This window comes from Vibrio sp. CyArs1, assembly GCF_022432925.1.
In the GTDB taxonomy this organism is placed as follows: Bacteria; Pseudomonadota; Gammaproteobacteria; order Enterobacterales; family Vibrionaceae; genus Vibrio; species Vibrio mediterranei.
Window position 1 is genome coordinate 52,034 of record NZ_JAKRBO010000006.1, and the last position, 19,091, is coordinate 71,124.

General features: G+C 44.8%; 15 protein-coding genes. 4 read left to right on the forward strand and 11 right to left on the reverse strand.

The genetic code is table 11. The features are described 5' to 3' along the window. Positions 1-101: 101 nt before the first annotated feature. The 3 genes from MMA19_RS17645 to MMA19_RS17655 form a co-directional block, all read right to left on the reverse strand. On the reverse strand, positions 102-896 hold the full coding sequence (locus MMA19_RS17645) for an ABC transporter ATP-binding protein (protein ID WP_006070034.1): 795 nt from the start codon (positions 894-896) through the stop codon (positions 102-104). Then, positions 893-1,834, reverse strand: coding sequence for an ABC transporter permease (locus tag MMA19_RS17650; RefSeq protein WP_006070033.1), 942 nt, complete (start codon positions 1,832-1,834; stop codon positions 893-895). The genes MMA19_RS17645 and MMA19_RS17650 overlap by 4 nt, the downstream gene beginning before the upstream one ends. Positions 1,835-1,905: 71 nt before the next feature. Then, positions 1,906-2,871 (reverse strand): ABC transporter substrate-binding protein, encoded by a 966-nt coding sequence (locus tag MMA19_RS17655; protein WP_006070032.1) that lies wholly within the window; start codon positions 2,869-2,871, stop codon positions 1,906-1,908. A gap of 392 nt (positions 2,872-3,263) precedes the next feature. Here MMA19_RS17655 and MMA19_RS17660 point away from each other — a divergent pair, with 392 nt between their 5' ends. Then, on the forward strand, positions 3,264-4,370 hold the full coding sequence (locus tag MMA19_RS17660; protein WP_006070031.1) for a PQQ-dependent sugar dehydrogenase: 1,107 nt from the start codon (positions 3,264-3,266) through the stop codon (positions 4,368-4,370). Between the two features lie 72 nt (positions 4,371-4,442). On the opposite strand, the gene yfbV is transcribed toward MMA19_RS17660, so the two are convergent. Then, positions 4,443-4,895 (reverse strand): terminus macrodomain insulation protein YfbV, encoded by a 453-nt coding sequence (gene yfbV, locus MMA19_RS17665; RefSeq protein WP_006070030.1) that lies wholly within the window; start codon positions 4,893-4,895, stop codon positions 4,443-4,445. 338 nt (positions 4,896-5,233) lie between these two features. Here yfbV and MMA19_RS17670 point away from each other — a divergent pair, with 338 nt between their 5' ends. Next, on the forward strand, positions 5,234-6,430 hold the full coding sequence (locus tag MMA19_RS17670; protein ID WP_240206828.1) for an acetate kinase: 1,197 nt from the start codon (positions 5,234-5,236) through the stop codon (positions 6,428-6,430). A gap of 127 nt (positions 6,431-6,557) precedes the next feature. Beyond that, entirely contained in the window at positions 6,558-8,702 is a 2,145-nt protein-coding gene (gene pta / locus MMA19_RS17675) for a phosphate acetyltransferase (RefSeq protein WP_006070028.1), read from the forward strand. A 61-nt stretch (positions 8,703-8,763) separates the two neighbouring features. Here pta and MMA19_RS17680 read toward each other — a convergent pair whose 3' ends face one another. The 7 genes from MMA19_RS17680 to MMA19_RS17710 form a co-directional block, all read right to left on the reverse strand. Continuing rightward, entirely contained in the window at positions 8,764-9,705 is a 942-nt protein-coding gene (locus tag MMA19_RS17680) for a glutathione S-transferase family protein (protein WP_240206829.1), read from the reverse strand. A gap of 233 nt (positions 9,706-9,938) precedes the next feature. Next, positions 9,939-10,931, reverse strand: a complete 993-nt coding sequence (gene oppF / locus MMA19_RS17685) for a murein tripeptide/oligopeptide ABC transporter ATP binding protein OppF (protein ID WP_038221908.1) — start codon at positions 10,929-10,931, stop codon at positions 9,939-9,941. A 5-nt stretch (positions 10,932-10,936) separates the two neighbouring features. Beyond that, on the reverse strand, positions 10,937-11,908 hold the full coding sequence (locus MMA19_RS17690) for an ABC transporter ATP-binding protein (protein WP_006070025.1): 972 nt from the start codon (positions 11,906-11,908) through the stop codon (positions 10,937-10,939). Between the two features lie 22 nt (positions 11,909-11,930). After that, complete coding sequence (gene oppC / locus MMA19_RS17695) at positions 11,931-12,833, reverse strand: oligopeptide ABC transporter permease OppC (RefSeq protein WP_031493371.1); 903 nt, start codon at positions 12,831-12,833, stop codon at positions 11,931-11,933. A 15-nt stretch (positions 12,834-12,848) separates the two neighbouring features. Then, complete coding sequence (gene oppB / locus MMA19_RS17700) at positions 12,849-13,769, reverse strand: oligopeptide ABC transporter permease OppB (RefSeq protein WP_006070023.1); 921 nt, start codon at positions 13,767-13,769, stop codon at positions 12,849-12,851. A 98-nt stretch (positions 13,770-13,867) separates the two neighbouring features. Beyond that, positions 13,868-15,499 (reverse strand): ABC transporter substrate-binding protein, encoded by a 1,632-nt coding sequence (locus MMA19_RS17705; protein WP_038221884.1) that lies wholly within the window; start codon positions 15,497-15,499, stop codon positions 13,868-13,870. Positions 15,500-16,161: 662 nt separating this feature from the next. Continuing rightward, positions 16,162-16,998: a helix-turn-helix transcriptional regulator gene (locus MMA19_RS17710; RefSeq protein WP_006070020.1), complete on the reverse strand. Its 837-nt coding sequence runs from the start codon at positions 16,996-16,998 to the stop codon at positions 16,162-16,164. 335 nt (positions 16,999-17,333) lie between these two features. Between MMA19_RS17710 and MMA19_RS17715 the strand changes: the two genes are divergently transcribed. Next, positions 17,334-18,950, forward strand: coding sequence for a long-chain-fatty-acid--CoA ligase (locus MMA19_RS17715; RefSeq protein ID WP_240206830.1), 1,617 nt, complete (start codon positions 17,334-17,336; stop codon positions 18,948-18,950). Positions 18,951-19,091: the final 141 nt, after the last annotated feature.

The window sequence follows — 19,091 nt, forward strand, 5'->3', positions numbered from 1 at the left end:
GCAATAAAAAATCCCCCTTCAAATTGAAGAGGGATCACAGTCTGTAGGCGTAGCACTGAGGCTTAGAAACAGCTCGATTATTGATGTTTGAGAATAGACAGTTAACTCAATAGCAAACTGTCATCCGCCAGTTCTTCACCACGAACTTTTGAGAACATTTCTAATAGATCTGGAACTTGCATATTTGCGCGCTGTTCCCCTTCTACGTCCAAGACAATTTCTCCTTGGTGTAGCATTACGGTTCGATCACCGCAGGCCAGCGCATCTTTCATCGAGTGCGTTACCATCATTACCGTAAGGTTAAACTCCTTGATCACCTTTTTAGTTAAGTCGATAACAAAAGCTGCCATACGTGGGTCAAGTGCCGCTGTATGCTCGTCAAGCAGTAACAGCTTACTATCTGACAGCGTTGCCATCACCAAACTTACCGCTTGGCGCTGACCACCTGAAAGTAACCCAATATTGTCACTCAATCGGTCTTCAAGGCCTAAACCAAGAATGCTAATGCGCTCTTGGAATAGCTTGCGACGCTTTGACGATAGCGACAAACTCCAGCCCCGTTTTTTACCACGCATATATGCCAGCGCCATGTTTTCTTCAATAGAAAGGTCACCACACGTTCCTGCTAAGGGGTCCTGGAATACACGAGCACATTGGTTTGCTCGCTGATCTACCGTTTGTCTGGTCACGTCCATTTCGTCAATGAGCACTCGACCGCCAATCATAGGTGTTTCACCAGTAACAGCGCCAAGTAACGTAGATTTACCCGCTCCATTTGAACCAATCACCGTTAGAAACTGATGTTCCGGAACCTCTAGATTAACGCCTTTCAATGCTTGGTTTTCTAGGATAGTACCTGGGTTGAAGGTAACTTGAATATCTTCTAAACGAATCATGCTACTTTCCCCGCTTTGCCTGAATTAGATACTGCTTGACTCTTTACAGGCTTAACGCCCTTTTTTGCTTTGAGGTTTCCTTTTAGTTTCGGAGCAATCAGTGCGATGGCTACCAAGACCGCCGTCACCAAGTTAAGGTCCGATGCTTGCAATCCAAACATGCCAGAACTTAATGCGAACGCCACAGCTAGACGATACAAGACGGAACCGACAATCACCGCGGTCACCGCTACCCAAATCTTTTTACCCGGAATCAAGGTCTGACCCAGAATAACAGCAGCAAGGCCAACCACGATCGTACCCACACCAGAAGTCACATCCGCAAAGCTATTGGTCTGAGCGAACAGCGCACCAGCGAAACCTACGAAACCGTTGGATAAAGCAAGACAAAAATAGGTATAAAACGATGTGCTTGCACCTTGAGCCTTAACCATGCGCGCATTGACACCAGTCGCTCGTAGCCCCAAACCGAAATCACTATTAAGAAGGCGGACAACAAACCATGCCGACACCAGAACGAGTACACCCACCACTAAAGGCCTGATGTACATGGCATCACCCATCATTTCAAATGGAGTTAAAATAGTATCTTCACCAAGTAGTGCAATATTTGGGCGTCCCATGATTCGAATATTGATCGAAAACGCCGCGATCATAGTCAAGATAGATGCTAGAAGATGAAGAATGCCACACCTAACGGCTAAGAATGCTGTCACCCAACCCGTTGCTGCACCAGCAACGATAGCCATCCCCGTTGCAATCCAAGGGTCGATTCCAGCTACAATAGCGGTCGCTGCAACGGCCGCTCCCATAGGGAAACTGCCATCAACACTAAGATCTGGAAAATCAAGAACTCGGAAGGTGAGATAGACACCCAACGCGACCAGTCCGTAGATAAGACCGATTTCTAGAGCGCCGAAAAAAGCGAAAGCAGACATAACAACTCCTCTTCTGCTTAATAAAAAAGCTGGGCCTTAAATCACAAAGCCCAGCCACTATCACTCGTGCGTTACTTTACGCTTGTTGCACGATCCATCACTGATTTAGGAATCGCTAAACCCAATTTTTTAGCTGCTGTTGCATTGATAACCAAGTCAGAGCCTTTCGCAACTTTGACATCCATTTGGCCTGGATCTTTACCATCTAGGATATCGGCTACGTAGTCTGCGGTTTGGACACCAATTTGGTAGTAGTCGAACCCAAGACTTGCTACCGCACCACGCTCAACATAAGACGTTGCTGCACCAAATACCGGTTTCTTCGCTTGATTTGCAGAAACAATCATGCCTTCAATCGCACTAGCAACCGTATTATCGATAAGTGCGTAGATGATGTCTGATTTAGCAGCAATTGCTTGAGTCGCAGTTTGTACATCAGCACTTTTAAGTGCCGTCGCTTCTACCAATTCAATACCGCGCTTATCAGTGCTCTCTTTAAGCAGCTTCATAAGGCTAACCGCGTTAGCTTCACCTGGGTTATAAACCACACCAATACTTTTTACATCTGGCATGATTTCTTGAATTAATTCAACGTGTTGATCAACAGGAGAAAGGTCAGACAGACCCGTTACATTTTTACCTGGTTGCTCAAGCTGCTTCACTAACTTCGCTCCCACTGGATCAGTAACGGCAGTGAAAACAACCGGGATATCGCGCGTTGCTGATACCAGAGCCTGAGCCGTTGGAGTTGCTATACCAACAAGAACGTCAGGGCGCTCACCTACATATTGGCGTGCAATCTGTACCGCAATAGCTGGATTGCCCTGCGCCGTTTTATAGTCAAATTCTAGATTCTTTCCTTGCTCATACCCTTTCGCTTTTAAACCATCCACCAAGCCTTGGCGAGTCGCATCAAGCGCTGGGTGTTCAACGATTTGGGATACTGCCACTTTTGCCGTCTTTGCCATAATGCTCGTAGACGATAATAGAGCCACGCCAGTTAGTGCTGCTGTGACAAGTAACTTGCTTGCTTTCATCTTCACTCCTTGATTCAGCAATTTTTCCTTGTGAGGCAGAAAGCTCTCACTCAAGAGGAAATTAGGTGTAATTATTGTTTTACATTAAATGTCGAATATTTATTTAATTTTCGACTTACTGCTATTTCTACCAGTAAGCTTACCAAATTGAAAGATAATATTAACAAACCGACCAGATAAACGTGCTGAAAGATTGATTTAATGACATACATTTTAATCAGGATGTACACTATACGATACATGCGACTAATATTTAGTCAAATCTTAGCGTAATGCATTTTTGACAAAAGTGAAGGATTGTGAGTGATTTTTTGTGAAAGGTATCTATATTCATACAGATAGCGTTCAGCTTCATATATGCTCGCTCCCGATAGTTACCAAGGAAGACCTTCATGAACCTACATATTCAAAAAGCTTTATTCATATCTCTAATTTGTGTGTTCTCTGCATTCGGGTTTGCGAGGGAATTGGAAAGCAGCAAGCTCGATAAAGTTGCCGTCATTGATGGCGTACCGTGGTCAATAGAGCCAATTGATAACAAACGTTTTTTGATAGCTTTACGCCAAGGCAGTCTTGTTATCCTTGATGGGGAAACCGGGAAGGTATCTGCTGTCTCCGGTGTGCCAAATGTGTATTCGTCGGGTCAAGGCGGTTTAATGGACATCATCGCTAGTCCTAAAGACAAAAATGTTTTTTATTTCACTTATGCCAAACCCGATGGTAAAGGTGGCACCCCGACACTTGCCAAAGCGCGTTTAAACGGGTCAACAATAGAATCATGGCAGGACTTGTTCTCCAGCAACGTTGTCGTCACCTCGGGGCGACATTTTGGCAGTCGTCTTGCTTTTGATGATGAAGGCTATATCTACATGACCATCGGAGACGCAGGGGAACGGGATAATGCGCAGCAAACCGACAATCACGCGGGTACTATAATTCGGCTTAATCAAGATGGCAGCGTGCCTAAAGACAATCCATTTATTGATAACAAGCGCTTTGCCCCCGAGATTTACTCGTATGGTCACCGAAACCCACAGGGCATAATCTACGACAGCAATAGAAAACAGCTTTGGGCCATTGAACACGGACCACGAGGTGGAGATGAGCTCAACTTAATCAAAGCTGGGGCAAACTATGGCTGGCCAATTACTTCTCATGGAAAGGAATATTGGGGGCCGATTAATGCGGGGGAAGCTCAAGAAAAAGATGGAATAGAGTCGCCGAAGAAAGTGTACATCCCCTCTATCGCACCTGGTTCACTACACCTTTATCAAGGAGAGAAGTTCCCTCGATTAAACGGCATACTTCTGATTGGCGCATTAAAGCTCACTCATATGAACGTCCTCGATGTCAATGAAGCAGGCCAAGTACTCGAAGAACGCCGCTATTATGAAGAGCTGGGCGAACGTATCCGCGATATCACTTCTGATGCCGCGGGTAACGTATGGTTTACGACAGACAGTGGCACCGTCTACAAGATCCGTCGTGCCTATGAATAGCGGTTACTAAGACAAGCCTCTATAAAACAAAACCCCGCATTAATGCGGGGTTTTGTTTTGAAGCCAATTAAATTAGAACCAACGGTCAAAATCGCTGCGATCGAGCTGTCTAAACGCTCTATTTAGAGTGACAGCGAGTTCTTTATATTTGGGCTTGGCCTTAACTGGCTCCATCGCACAGCCCGTCTCAATGATCTTTTGATGCAGCTCTCGATACCAAGACGCAAGTGCTGGAGGTAGTTGTGTGTTGTAGCGGTTTCCAAGCCACCACATACCTTGAACTGGTAAGCTGATAGCAAACAACGCGATAACAATAGATTGTGGCATGGCTTGAGCATTGCTAAACGCCATTTGCGTTAACACACTAATAGCGGCAACCGCAGGCATGACTTTGATACCAAACTTTGTTGCTTTGATTATGCGCTGCTCTGGGAACAATGGTGTGAGTTCCTTTCTCATTGGCCACAGCTCCATGTACTTTTGGCCATTTTTTATACTCTGAGTCAGACTTACTCGCTCGCTCATAGGCAACCTCACTAAAAAAAAGTTGAACTCTTCAACTAAATCAGCAAAATATTGACTGAAGTTAATATTCTTTCAAATTTATTTTGTTATCTTCTGTCATTATCGTTATTCTTTGCGTTTCCTCAATCTCATTGTTGTCTTTATTTACAAATAAGGCAACCAAGAGATGAACGTCGCAAGGACGCAAATGTGATTTTAATGAAGAAATCGCATATTATTATACGGCAATTGATGAATTTTTGACCAAGACTGAATGGTAAATCTTTTGTACCTTCTCAGCCTTGAGATACGTTTTATACCCCAATGATCCATGATCAATAAAATACAGGTAACCTCTAATGTCTAAGCTGGTTTTAGTTTTAAACTGCGGTAGTTCTTCTCTTAAGTTCGCCATCGTTGATGCAGAAAACGGTGATGAGCACCTAACAGGCCTTGCTGAATGTCTACACCTTCCAGAAGCTCGTATCAAGTGGAAACTTGATGGTAAACACGAAGCTCAACTAGGCGACGGCGCTGCTCACGAAGAAGCGTTAGCATTCATGGTAGAAACTATCCTTGCTTCTAAACCTGAGCTAAAAGCTAACCTAGGCGCTATCGGTCACCGTATCGTTCACGGTGGTGAGCAATTCACATCTTCTGCGCTAATTACAGACGATGTACTTAAAGGTATCGAAGACTCTGCAACATTTGCACCTCTTCACAACCCAGCTCACATCATCGGTATCGAAGCGGCGAAGCACAACTTCCCAGAGCTTAAGAACGTAGCAGTATTTGACACTGCGTTCCACCAAACTATGCCTCAAGAGTCTTACCTATACGCTCTACCGTACAACCTGTACAAAGAGCACGGCATCCGTCGCTACGGCATGCACGGTACGTCTCACCTATTCATCGCACGTGAAGCAGCTGAACTACTTGGTAAGCCAGCTAACGAACTGAACATCATCAACTGCCACCTAGGCAACGGTGCTTCTGTTTGCGCTATCAAGAACGGCGAATCTGTAGATACTTCAATGGGTCTAACTCCTCTTGAAGGTCTAGTAATGGGTACTCGTTGTGGTGATATCGATCCAGCGATCATCTTCCACCTACACGATGCACTAGGTTACTCTGTTGAGCAAATCAACAACATGCTAACTAAAGAGTCTGGCCTTCTAGGTCTAACTGAAGTGACTTCTGACTGCCGTTTCGTTGAAGACAACTACGGTGAGAAAGAAGAAGCAACTCGTGCAATGGACGTGTTCTGCCACCGTCTAGCGAAATACGTAGCGGGTTACACTGCATCTCTTGACGGTCGTCTAGACGCTATCGTGTTCACTGGTGGTATCGGTGAAAACTCTGCACCAATCCGTGAGATGGTTCTAAACCGTCTAGGCGTATTCGGCATCGAAGTTGACGGTGAAGCTAACCTTAAAGCTCGTTTCGGCGGCGAAGGCACTATCACTGCAGCAAGCAGCCGTATCCCTGCAATGGTTATCTCTACTAACGAAGAGCTAGTAATTGCTGAAGACACTGCGCGTCTAACGGGTCTTTAATTTTCAAACTGGCTAACTTAGGTTAGCCAGTTTTCTTATTGGGCTCAGCCGACCGTCTGTTTTTCTCCTAAAAGGACGTTCACCACGCTGAGTTTCTTCCCTACATATAGTTTGAGGTACTCAAAGAATGTCCCGTACTATTATGCTTGTACCAACTAGCGCTGGCGTAGGTCTTACCAGTGTTAGCATGGGTGTATTGCGTGCTATGGAGCGCAAAGGTGTGAACGTTGCGTTCTACAAGCCTATCGCTCAGCCTCGCCACGGTGGCGATCAACCAGACTTAACTTCAACTATCGTTGGTAACAGCAGCGATATGAAAGTGGGCCAACCACTTCCAATGTCTGACGTTGAGAACCTATACGGTAGCGAAAAAGTTGATGTACTACTTGAGACAATTGTTGAACGTTACAATCAAGTAAGCAAAGACGCTGAAGTAACGCTTATCGAAGGTCTAGTACCGACTCGTAAACACCCATTTGCGAACGCAGTTAACGCAGAAATCGCAAAAACACTTGGTGCAGAGATCGTATTCGTAGCAACGCCAGGTACTGACAACCCAAGTCAGCTTAAAGAGCGTATCGAAGTTGCATGTACTAACTACGGTGGTACTAAAAACAAGAACATCTCTGGCGTTATCATCAACAAGCTAAACGCTCCTGTTGATGAAGCAGGCCGTACTCGTCCAGATCTTTCTGAAATCTTTGATGACGCAGACACCGCGCAGCAAGCTAACCTTGAAGTAATGCAAATCTTCAACACTAGCCCAATCCGCGTTCTTGGCTGCGTGCCTTGGAAGATCGATTTAATTGCAACGCGTGCAATCGACATGGCTCAGCACCTAAATGCCGAAGTAATTAACGCGGGCGATATCGAGAAGCGTCGTATTAAGAGCATCACGTTCTGTGCACGTTCTCTACCGAACATGATCGAGCACTTCAAACCAGGTTCTCTACTTGTTACTTCAGCAGACCGTCCAGACGTTATCGTCGCTGCGGCACTTGCTGCAATGAACGGTGTAGAAATCGGCGCTATCCTATTAACAGGTGGCTACGATGTTCCTGTTGAAATTGCTGACCTAATCAAGCCAGCACTAGACACTGGCCTGCCAATCTTTAAGGCTCAAGGTAACACATGGCAAACGTCTCTGAACCTACAGAGCTTTAGCCTAGAAGTACCTGCAGACGATAAAGAGCGTATCGAGTTCGTTAACGAGCACGTTGCTGGTCACATCGACGGTCCATGGATTGACTCTTTACTTGAAGGTACTATCGGTACTCGTAAGCTAAGCCCACCAGCATTCCGTTACCAGTTAACAGAACTTGCTCGTAAAGCTGGCAAACGTATCGTTCTTCCTGAAGGTGATGAGCCTCGTACAGTTAAAGCTGCGGCTATCTGTGCTGAGCGTGGCATCGCGGAATGTGTGCTTCTTGGTAACCCAGACGAAATCAAGCGCGTAGCTGCACAACAAGGTGTTGAACTAGGTGCAGGTGTTACAATCATCGATTCTGATGCGGTACGTGAAAACTACGTTGCTCGTCTCGTAGAACTACGCGGCGCGAAAGGTATGACTGAAGTTGTGGCTCGTGAGAAGCTACAAGACTCTGTTTACCTTGGCACAATGATGCTTGAAGCAAACGAAGTAGACGGTCTAGTATCTGGTGCTGTTCACACAACAGCAAATACTATCGTTCCTCCGTTCCAAATCATCAAAACGGCTCCGGGTACATCTATCGTATCGTCAATCTTCTTCATGCTTCTGCCTGATCAAGTATTGGTATACGGTGACTGTGCAATCAACCCTGACCCAACAGCTGAGCAACTTGCGGAAATCGCTATCCAATCTGCAGACTCTGCTGCAGCATTCGGTATCGACCCACGCGTTGCAATGATCTCATACTCTACTGGTGAGTCTGGTAAAGGTGCTGATGTAGATAAAGTACGTGAAGCAACCAAACTAGCAAAAGAGAAACGTCCTGATCTTATCATCGACGGTCCTCTACAGTACGATGCAGCGATCATGGAGAACGTAGCGGCTTCTAAAGCACCTAACTCTCCGGTTGCAGGTAAAGCGACTGTATTTGTATTCCCAGATCTGAACACTGGTAACACAACATACAAAGCGGTACAGCGTTCAGCAGACCTAGTTTCTATCGGTCCAATGCTGCAAGGTATGCGCAAGCCAGTTAACGACCTTTCTCGTGGCGCACTAGTAGACGATATCGTGTACACAGTAGCACTAACTGCGATTCAATCAGGTCAAGAGCAAAAGTAATTTGCCCTTTAACTGAATGAAAAAAGCCTCCATCATCGGAGGCTTTTTTTTTGTATGCAATTTAACGCTCTCTTCCATGAGGCGAATCCAAGTCCAAATCAGGGCCAGCAGGAACAATTTGAGTTGGATTGATACCCGTATGACTGAAGTAGTAGTGGCGTTTAATATGGTAGAGATCCGTGGTCTCTTTAACACCTGTAACTTGGTATAGCTCTTTGAGGAAACCTTGGATATTTTCGTAATCAGCGATACGTTTTTTATTGCACTTAAAGTGCCCCACATACACCGCATCGAAACGCACTAATGTGGTAAACAATCGCCAATCAGCTTCCGTTATCTGGTCACCCGTTAAGTATCGATGGGTCGCCAACTGCGCTTCTACCTTATCCAAAGCATCGAACAAGCTATTGTAAGCTTCTTCATACGCCTCCTGAGTAGTTGCAAAACCGCAACGGTATACCCCATTGTTAATGTTTGGGTAGATAAACTCATTCCACTCGTCAATCGCGGACTGCAATTTCTCCGGATAAAAATCGTCACTATTACCTGTCAGATGGTTGAACTCCGAGTTGAACATTCGGATGATTTCCGATGACTCATTACTCACAATAGTGTTGGTCTTTTTATCCCACAAAACAGGTACAGTAACTCGACCGGTATAGTCCGGTTTAGCTTGTGTATAAATTTGGTGAAGTTTGGTGAATCCAAATAGAGGTTCAGGAAGTCCAAAAGACCACCCTTCTGAAAGCATGTCAGGACACACGACCGTAACATCAATGTGCGGTTCCAAACCTTTAAGAGCGCGAAAGATCAGTGTTCTATGAGCCCAAGGGCACGCAAGTGATACGTATAAATGATAGCGACCAGATTCAGGCTGGAATTCTGCTTGTGGGCTATTGTCTATCCAATGACGAAAGCCAGCATCTTCACGCACAAACTTACCGCCAGACGTCTTAGTGTCGTACCACACATCATGCCAAACACCTTCAACCAATTTCCCCATGCTTTCATTCCTTCTCTTCATTTAGTGATGACATTATATGAAGCGAGCATGAAGAACTTGAGGGGATGGTTTGAAAGAAGTCGTTCGAATAACTTGAATGATCTTTTGGTGAGAACAAAAAAAGCGCGACCAAAAAAGTTGCCGCGCTTAGGCCCGTCACAGGCTGAAAATAGCGGCTCTAATTATTCACACACAAACAACTAGAGCCATTCCTTGCTGGTTAGTGGGATTCCCTAAACACTGACGTTTAGGCACGACACTGCGTGTACGTCCGTTCCCTGAATTGTTGGTTTCTGTTGAGCACACTGCTCCGTTGCTTGTGGGCAGCGTGTTCTAAACACACAACCTGATGGAGGACTGATCGGAGATGGTAGATCCCCTTCCAACATCTGAATGGTTTTAGTGCGCTCAATTTTTGGATCTGGAATCGGAACCGCTGACATTAGCGCTTTAGTATAAGGATGCGACGGATTGGCAAATAATGCTTCTGCCTCACCTAACTCAACAGCATTGCCAAGATACATTACCAAAACACGATCAGAAATGTGCTTCACGACTGACAGGTCATGCGCAATAAACACTAGACTCAAGCCTAGCTCTTTTTGCAGCTCTTTCAGTAGGTTAACCACCTGAGCTTGGATAGATACATCCAATGCCGATACAGGCTCATCACAAATAATCATCTTAGGACGTAAGATTAGTGCACGCGCAATACCGATACGCTGACACTGACCACCTGAGAACTCGTGCGGATAACGGTTAATCACGTTTGGTAGCAGGCCTACTTTTGCCATCATTTCTTTGACGCGATCTTTCACTTCCTGTTTTGAGAGCTCTGGATAAAAGGTCTCTAATGGCTCGGCAATGATGTCACCCACCGTCATACGAGGGTTAAGTGATGCCAAAGGATCTTGGAAAATCATTTGGATTTCTTTGCGAGTGTCACGACGCTGAACCGCTTGCATCTTAGTCAAATCTTGACCAAGCCACATCACTTCACCATCTGTCGCTTCTACAAGACCGATAATAGCGCGTGCAAACGTAGACTTACCACAACCTGACTCGCCTACTACACCCAGTGTTTCACCTTCGTATAGACGAACATTTACGCCATCTACGGCTTTAAGCTGAGCCGGCTTTGACCAAGGCCAAGCTGATTTCGATGCAATGCTGAAGTGTACTTTTAGCTCTTTTACATCAAGTAATAGTGATTTGTTGTTTGTCATTGCATTCATTTTGCCCAAGCCTCCCAATCAGAAAAACACGCACGTTGACGACCTTGTCCAAAGTTCTCTAGTGTTGGCGCAGACACGCTACACTGTGGAGTTGCACGGTGGCAGCGCTCTTGGTAAGGACAGCCCGGTGGCAAACGTAATAAGTTTGGTGGATTACCTGGAATCGTTGGTAGGATCTCCCCTTCCGTGTCCAGACGAGGGATTGCCTTTAACAGACCTTCCGCATAAGGGTGGCTAGGGTTATAGAAGATTTCATCTACCGTGCCGTACTCCATCGTACGACCTGCGTACATAACTAGTACTTTGTCACATGAACCTGCAACAACACCCAAGTCATGCGTAATCATGATAATAGCTGTGTTGAACTCCGATTTAAGCTCGTTCAGAAGGTCCATGATCTGAGCCTGAACCGTTACATCCAATGCCGTTGTCGGTTCGTCAGCAATCAGCAGTTTTGGACGACACAATAGCGCCATCGCAATCATCACACGTTGACGCATACCGCCTGAAAATTCATGTGGATACATAGTAATACGCTTGCGCGCTTCTGGAATTTTTACCGCTTCAAGCATACGAACAGACTCTTCGAATGCCTCCGCTTTACCCATGCCTTTGTGCAGCATAAGTACTTCCATCAATTGGTCGCTAACTTTCATATATGGGTTAAGCGACGTCATTGGGTCTTGGAAAATCATCGCAATTTGCTCAGCGCGAACTTTGTTCAGTTCTTTTTCTGGCAAGTTGAGGATTTCACGCCCTTCAAATTGTGCACTACCCGAAATGATACCGTTTTTCGCTAACAAGCCCATGATAGCGAATACAGTTTGCGATTTACCTGAACCGGACTCACCTACAATACCCAGCGTTTCGCCTTGGTTGAGGGAGAAATTCAAGTCGTTTACAGCGGTAACAATACCGTCCTGCGTGGTGAACTCAACACGCAGATCTTTGACATCTAATAAGCTCATATTCAATCCTTTCTTCTAGTTCTTATCTGTCTTTTGGATCCAGCGCGTCACGAAGACCATCGCCAACATAGTTAAAGCAGAACAAGGTTACGACCATGAAAATAGCAGGGAAAACTAACTGCCAAATAGCCACTTCCATTGTTTGAGAACCCTCTTGAAGCAATGCGCCCCAACTGGTCATCGGCTCCTGTACGCCAAGGCCAAGGAATGAAAGGAAAGATTCTGTCAAAATCATACTTGGGATAAGTAGTGTTGAATACACCGCTACGATACCAAGTACGTTAGGGACAATGTGACGTGTGATAATTTTCCAATTACTCACGCCCGAAACGTGTGCCGCTTCGATAAACTCTTTGCTGCGTAAGCTAAGAGTTTGACCACGTACAATACGCGCCATGTCCAGCCATGCAATCGCACCGATAGCCACAAAGATAAGCACAATGTTACGACCGAAGAATGTTACTAGAACGATAACCAAGAACATAAACGGTACAGCGTACAAAATCTCAAGTACACGCATCATAACGCGGTCAACACGACCACCAATAAAGCCTGATGTTGCACCGTAAAGTGTACCAATCAGTACCGCAACAAATGCACCTAGAACCCCTACCATTAGAGAGATACGGCCACCCATTAATGTACGCACATAAAGGTCACGTCCAAGACTATCAGTACCAAACCAGTGCTCAGCACTTGGTGCAGCATGCATGGCATACCAATCCGTATCATCAAACGCGTATTGAGCAAACATTGGCAGGAAAATCACTGCTAATGTCATCAGGGTTAGAATAAATAAACTCACCATCGCAGCTTTGTTACGCATAAAACGGATACGCGCATCTTGCCACAAGCTACGACCTTCAATTTCTAAATTCTCGGAAAACTTCTCTACCGCTTCCAAGTTTTCTTTTTTCGTTAGCATCATTACCACACTCCCTTAGTAACGAATTTTCGGGTCGATCATCGCAAGCAAGATATCTACGATGGCGTTAAATAGAATGAATAGGAAACCAATTAAGATGGTGACACCCATTACTAACGAATAGTCTCGGTTAAAGGCTGCGTTTACAAACAGCTTACCGATACCAGGTAATCCGAAAATAGTCTCTACTACTACCGAACCGGTAATAATACCTACGAACGCTGGGCCCATGTACGATACTACTGGCAACAGTGCAGGCTTAAGAGCGTGCTTAAGAACGATATAACGATAGCTCAAGCCTTTTGCGCGAGCTGTGCGGATAAAGTTACTGTTCAATGTCTCAATCATGCTGCCACGAGTAATACGTGCAAACGTTGCAACATAAAGCAGTGACATGGCGATCACGGGTAACACGATGTATTGAAAGCCACCATCATGCCAGCCACCAGCAGGGAAAAGATTCCAATGCAGTGAGAACAGATAAATCAATGCTGGTGCCAATACGAAAGAAGGCATAACGACCCCAAGCATGGCCGTAGACATAATCGTGTAATCGAGCCAAGTGTTTTGCCGTAAAGCAGCAATAGTCCCTACGGTTACCCCCATGATAACGGTAAAGATGAAGGCAATCAGACCTACTTTGGCCGATACAGGTAAAGCAACCGAAATAAGCTCGTTTACGGTGTAATCTTGATATTTAAAAGATGGACCAAAATCACCTTGTAAGATGTTGGTCAAGTACGTGGTGTACTGTTCGAATACTGGCTTATCAAGGCCATATTTTGCTTCAATGTTAGCCATAACTTCCGGTGGAAGTGGGCGCTCACTTGAAAAAGGGTTACCTGGTGCGAATCGCATCAGGAAAAAGGAGACAGTAATTAATACCAACAGTGTTGGTATCGCTTCAAATATCCGTTTAAGTATGAATTTAATCATAAACTCATCCATCCAGTCTGTGACAATTTAAAATAAAATAGACACTGCGTGTGCTTACGCACACACAGGTCTTAGTTAGTTATATTTTTTATAGGGGATTATTTTGCTTTGATGTATAGATCTTTTGAGTAGATCTTATCTTCAGCGTTACCTTCTGGGTAACCACCAAGCTGAGGTGATACTAGACGTGTTGTAACATACTGATAGATAGGAGCAATTGGCATATCTTTCGCTAGCAATTTCTCTGCATCGATGTATAGCTGAGTACGCTCTTCTTCAGAAGTAGAGTGTAGGGCTTTATCGATGATCTTATCGTATTCTGCACTCTTATAGTGCTGACCCGCCGTTGTGTTTTGACTAACCATTAGTGTTAGGAATGAAGACGCTTCGTTGTAGTCACCACACCAACCAGCACGTGCAACGTCAAAGTTACCTGTGTCTTTACTGTCCAGGTAAGACTTCCACTCTTGGTTTTCAAGCTTCGCGTTGATGCCTAGCTCTTTCTTCCACATAGAGGCGATTGCAACAGCAATCTTCTTGTGGTTTTCAGATGTGTTGTAAAGTAGGTTGAACTCTAGAGGGTTGCTCTTCGTGTAACCTGCTTCTTCAAGAAGACGCTTCGCTTCAGCGATACGCTCTTTCTGAGAAAGCTGACCATACTCAGGAGTTACAGGGTCGAAGCCTGCAGTGATCTCTGGCGTTAGGAAATAAGCTGGTTTTTGACCTTGGCCAAGGATAGCTTTAGTAACGATATCTCGGTCCATTGCATAAGACATTGCTTTACGTACGCGAACGTCGTTAAACGGTGCTTTTTGTGCATTGAACTGATAGTAGTAAGTACATAGGTTACCCTTGATGTTTACATCTTGTGGGTACTCTTTTTGTAGACGACGGAAGTGCTCGTTAGGTACTTCGTATGTGAAATCTAGTTCGCCAGAAAGGAAACGGTTCATTTCAGCAACTTGGTTCTCGATAGGCAAGAACGTTACTTTATTAAGAACAGTATGGTCGTTATCCCAGTAGTTGTCGTTACGTACAAGCTCTAGACGCTCGTTAACTACCCATTTGTTAGGAACAAACGCACCGTTACCAACGAAGTTCTCTGGCTTAGTCCACTGGTCACCGAATTTTTCTACCGTCGCTTGGTGAACTGGCTTAACCGTTGTGTGACCCATCATCATTACGAAGTAAGGTACTGCTGTATCTAGCGTCACTTCTAGCGTGTAGTCATCTACTGCTTTAACACCTAGCTCGCTCTTGTCTTTCTTGCCAGCAACGATGTCTTTAGCGTTTGCCATCTTGGTGTATTCCATGTACCAAGCGTATGGAGATGCTGTTGCTGGATCAACTGCGCGTTGGAAGCTGTATACGAAGTCGTTTGCCGTTACAGGATCGCCGTTAGACCATTTTGCGTCTTTGCGTAGGTGGAAAGTGAAAGTTTGGTTGTCTGCCGTTTCCCAAGTTTCGGCAACACCTGGGATAGTCTTACCATTTGCATCTTGGTTCACTAGGCCTTCAAGAAGGTCACGAATTACGTGTGACTCTGGAACACCTTGAGATTTGTGTGGATCGAGTGTTGCTACCTCGGTACCGTTACCACGAACAAGCTCTTGTTTCTCTGCTAGTTTAGTGCCCGCTGGTACATCTGCGGCAAGAGTAGAAAAAGAAGTGGCAGCCACTGCCATGCCAGCACCTAGAAGAAGGGCTTGCGTGATTTTATTCTTATACATGCATTTAACTCCAAGTTTTAATTTTGCATCCATGACTTCTTCGTAAGATTGCTAGAACGGACAGCATTTTAGATTTATTTAGCTCACTTTTTGAGCATTTAATTCTAAATCCATACAAAGATTGCGGTTCACATTACCAACCTTCGAACTAATTTGCCATATTTTTGTAGCAAAAATGGCATAATTCTCCTACAACAGGTAAAAATCAGATGAATATACTGCAATGTGAAGGTAAATTGACAACTTCTCTCTGCTCAGAGAAATATAGCTAGAAATTAATATTGATAGTTCTATTTATTAACGATTATTCAGCACATTATGCCAACCATCTAGCATCAAGTTTAACAATTCGTTTTCATTCTACCCTTGCTGTAGAATTATCAAATGTCAAAAAAAACCTAAATGTGAACATAATCACATACAAGTGAATGACGTACAGAAACCCTAGGATAGAGATCACAAAAAGACCCGACCTCTGACTACCAGGAGGTCGGGGAAACTGATGTTTTCACGCGGCTCAAGCGTGAGTTCAGATAAGGAGATGTGTCACTTGCAAACTTGATTGCTACTGCTTGATTGCTGCTTGCCTGTTCCAACATCATCATTGTTCCGCGCTTTCGGTAGAAATTGAATTCCCCAATGAGGTGACATTACTCTCATCATCAATGGACATGTTTGCCTCCGAAATAGACCGTCAATGGATCGATATTACTATCAGCGGGAACCGTTGATGCCGCCTCAAGAAAAAGAGAAAACAACTCAGATTGGGAAGATATCTTTAGTTTGTTATGAATCCGCTTTCGATACACTTTGACGGTTTCGGTGCTGACTTCTAACAATGGAGCAATCGCTTTGGTTGAATAGCCTTGCAGAACCAGTTGCGTCACTTGGCATTCCCTTTCACTTAAGAAGTCTTTCCCAAAATTACTAAAAATGTCATTGAGCTGATGCCCAATCGTTCTCTCTTCTGGGCTACCCAACTCAAAATGTTTACGAATGGCTGATTTAAGCATGTCAAAGTACAAATTCAGACGTCGCTTCTCATCACAATCAACACTCTGTTTATTTCTCAGCCCAGCAGAAAGCACCAAAGTGAACCCTTCGGTACAAGTAACAATCAAGCCTATTTCTTGCTGTAAGCCAGTCTTTTTGTATATTTGATGGTAATAATCACTGCTATAAAACTCATCTGGGGCGATTTCATCCAGTTTATACACCCCCTCTCTCACGCCTCTTCGGATCAGTTGGTAAAACGGATCCAAAACTAACGCCCCCATAAATTCTTTATCTCTGCTCTGTTCGGCAAAGAAGTTGGTATCGTTATAGATGACCACTGGGGCTTTATCTTCGCTAAAGCCCATAACCACTAGACTTTCATAATCGACAATGTTGGTGATGAGCTGAGACAGTTTTTCCAAAAAGCTCTGCTCTCCGATTGCTTCAATAAGAGGAGGATAGCGATGGCTAAACTCCATCCACCCGTCCATAATAACTGACATAGACACTCCTTATCACGTATCGCTCCCTGATGAAATACCACGTCAGGGGCACGAGCTCAAATCCACCAATTCAACATCTCAAACGATGACCCAATGACCTATTCGATTTGTCAAACTTGCGACTATTTTTGGGCATTATTTAGTACACGATGGCAAATATTGTTGATGATAAAAAGTAAAATACCTGCGTTTTGATGAAGACCATCACAGATTGAACCGAGTTAGAACATAGGCCCCTTAAGTCACTTCGAACACGTAACCCCATCAGGGTACATACCCAAAAGGAAAGCGATCACATACTGTTTACATTTCATCAACAAAAATGGAGTTGCATAATGAAAGGACAGATGATGAACGTCCCTCTCACCATCACTGAAATCATGCGTCACGCCGACCGCGTCAATGGCGATACCGAGATAGTCTCGGTGACCTACGACAACCCTAGGCACCGCTATACCTTGTCGGACGCCTTTTCACGAACTCGACAATTGGCGAATGCACTCAAATCACTGGGATTAAAAAAAGGTCAGCGCGTCGCTACGCTTGCATGGAATGACTACCGACATCTTGAGTTGTACTACGCCATCTCTTGTTCTGGGGGAGTATTACACACCGTCAATCCTAGACTCTTTGAACAACAAATTGAGTACATCATCAATCATGCAGAAGACACCATAATGTTCTTTGACCCCATCTTCACACCTCTTATTGAAAAACTGCAAAGCAAACTCTCTACCGTTAACCACTTCATCGCACTAACGGATCACGCTCACTTACCTGAATCTCAAATCGAAAACCTATTGGACTACGAAAGTTTTATCGTAGACCGAAGCACTGTATTTACTTGGCCCGAGCTAGAAGAAGATGACGCCAGTTCTTTATGCTATACCTCGGGGACAACAGGCCATCCCAAAGGCGTGCTTTACTCACACCGGTCGACAGTCCTTCACTCATTAGGCAGTGCTCTACCTGATGCGTTTGGGCTTTCCATCGATGAGTGCGTAATGCCTATCGTACCTATGTTTCATGTTAACGGATGGGGTCTGGCGTACAGTGCCCCGATGACTGGGACTAAACTCGTGATGCCCGGACCCAAAATGGCAGATGGAGCTACATTGACTGAGCTTATCAACAATGAAGGCGTGACCATGACAGCGGGTGTGCCTGTTGTGTGGCTGATGTTGCTGGAGCATTTAAAACAATCAGAGCTTCAAGTACCAAGTCTCAAGCGAATCGTCGTCGGTGGCTCTGCTTGTCCTGAAGTATTAATAAGGGAGTTCGATGAATTATTTAATGTCTCGATGCACCATGCTTGGGGTATGACCGAAATGAGCCCCCTTGGTACCTTCAATAAACTCAAGCCAAAGCTACGTTCACTTGCTGATGAACAAAAGATGGGGTACCAGCTTAAACAAGGTCGCATTGTGTTTGGCGTAGATATGCGAATAGAAGATTGGCAAGGCAATCAGGTGCCGTGGGATGGTCACCAATTTGGTTCGGTCAAAGTACGAGGCCCGTGGATTGCATCAGGGTATTACAAGCAAGGAGAAAGTGTTGATAGCAACGGCTACTTTGATACCGGAGACGTAGCCAGCATTGATCCTGATGGTTACATGCAAATCACCGATCGTTCAAAAGATGTTATTAAGTCAGGAGGCGAGTGGATTAGCTCAATTGAACTGGAGAATATCGCCGTAGGGCACCCTGATATCAAGGAAGCTGCAGTGATCGGTGTTTCGCACAACAAGTGGGGTGAACGCCCGCTGCTTATTGCAGTCACTCATGATGTGACTGTGACGGAATCAGAGCTCTTGGCTCACTTCGATGGTAAAGTGGCGAAGTTCTGTATCCCCGACGCCGTTGAGTTTATTAACGAACTTCCTCACACCGCCACTGGCAAACTCAGTAAAAAAGAACTGCGAGATCACTTTAAAGACTATGTTCTCGGTTGATCGTCACTTTGAGTTAAACGATAACACGCCAATAGATATCGCTCCCCTCTAAATCTTCCCGCCTTCAATATGTGTTCGATAAACAGATATTGAAGGCAATAACAATTTACACAATAAGCACAGTTGTAACATTTTTGTAAC

Bases quoted from the DNA above. Each gene is read 5' to 3' on its own strand.
- MMA19_RS17645 (WP_006070034.1), bottom strand. From the start codon at position 896: ATGATTCGTTTAGAAGATATTCAAGTTACCTTCAACCCAGGTACTATC.
- MMA19_RS17650 (WP_006070033.1), bottom strand. From the start codon at position 1,834: ATGTCTGCTTTCGCTTTTTTCGGCGCTCTAGAAATCGGTCTTATCTAC.
- MMA19_RS17655 (WP_006070032.1), bottom strand. From the start codon at position 2,871: ATGAAAGCAAGCAAGTTACTTGTCACAGCAGCACTAACTGGCGTGGCT.
- MMA19_RS17660 (WP_006070031.1), top strand. From the start codon at position 3,264: ATGAACCTACATATTCAAAAAGCTTTATTCATATCTCTAATTTGTGTG.
- yfbV (WP_006070030.1), bottom strand. From the start codon at position 4,895: ATGAGCGAGCGAGTAAGTCTGACTCAGAGTATAAAAAATGGCCAAAAG.
- MMA19_RS17670 (WP_240206828.1), top strand. From the start codon at position 5,234: ATGTCTAAGCTGGTTTTAGTTTTAAACTGCGGTAGTTCTTCTCTTAAG.
- pta (WP_006070028.1), top strand. From the start codon at position 6,558: ATGTCCCGTACTATTATGCTTGTACCAACTAGCGCTGGCGTAGGTCTT.
- MMA19_RS17680 (WP_240206829.1), bottom strand. From the start codon at position 9,705: ATGGGGAAATTGGTTGAAGGTGTTTGGCATGATGTGTGGTACGACACT.
- oppF (WP_038221908.1), bottom strand. From the start codon at position 10,931: ATGACAAACAACAAATCACTATTACTTGATGTAAAAGAGCTAAAAGTA.
- MMA19_RS17690 (WP_006070025.1), bottom strand. From the start codon at position 11,908: ATGAGCTTATTAGATGTCAAAGATCTGCGTGTTGAGTTCACCACGCAG.
- oppC (WP_031493371.1), bottom strand. From the start codon at position 12,833: ATGCTAACGAAAAAAGAAAACTTGGAAGCGGTAGAGAAGTTTTCCGAG.
- oppB (WP_006070023.1), bottom strand. From the start codon at position 13,769: ATGATTAAATTCATACTTAAACGGATATTTGAAGCGATACCAACACTG.
- MMA19_RS17705 (WP_038221884.1), bottom strand. From the start codon at position 15,499: ATGTATAAGAATAAAATCACGCAAGCCCTTCTTCTAGGTGCTGGCATG.
- MMA19_RS17710 (WP_006070020.1), bottom strand. From the start codon at position 16,998: ATGTCAGTTATTATGGACGGGTGGATGGAGTTTAGCCATCGCTATCCT.
- MMA19_RS17715 (WP_240206830.1), top strand. From the start codon at position 17,334: ATGAAAGGACAGATGATGAACGTCCCTCTCACCATCACTGAAATCATG.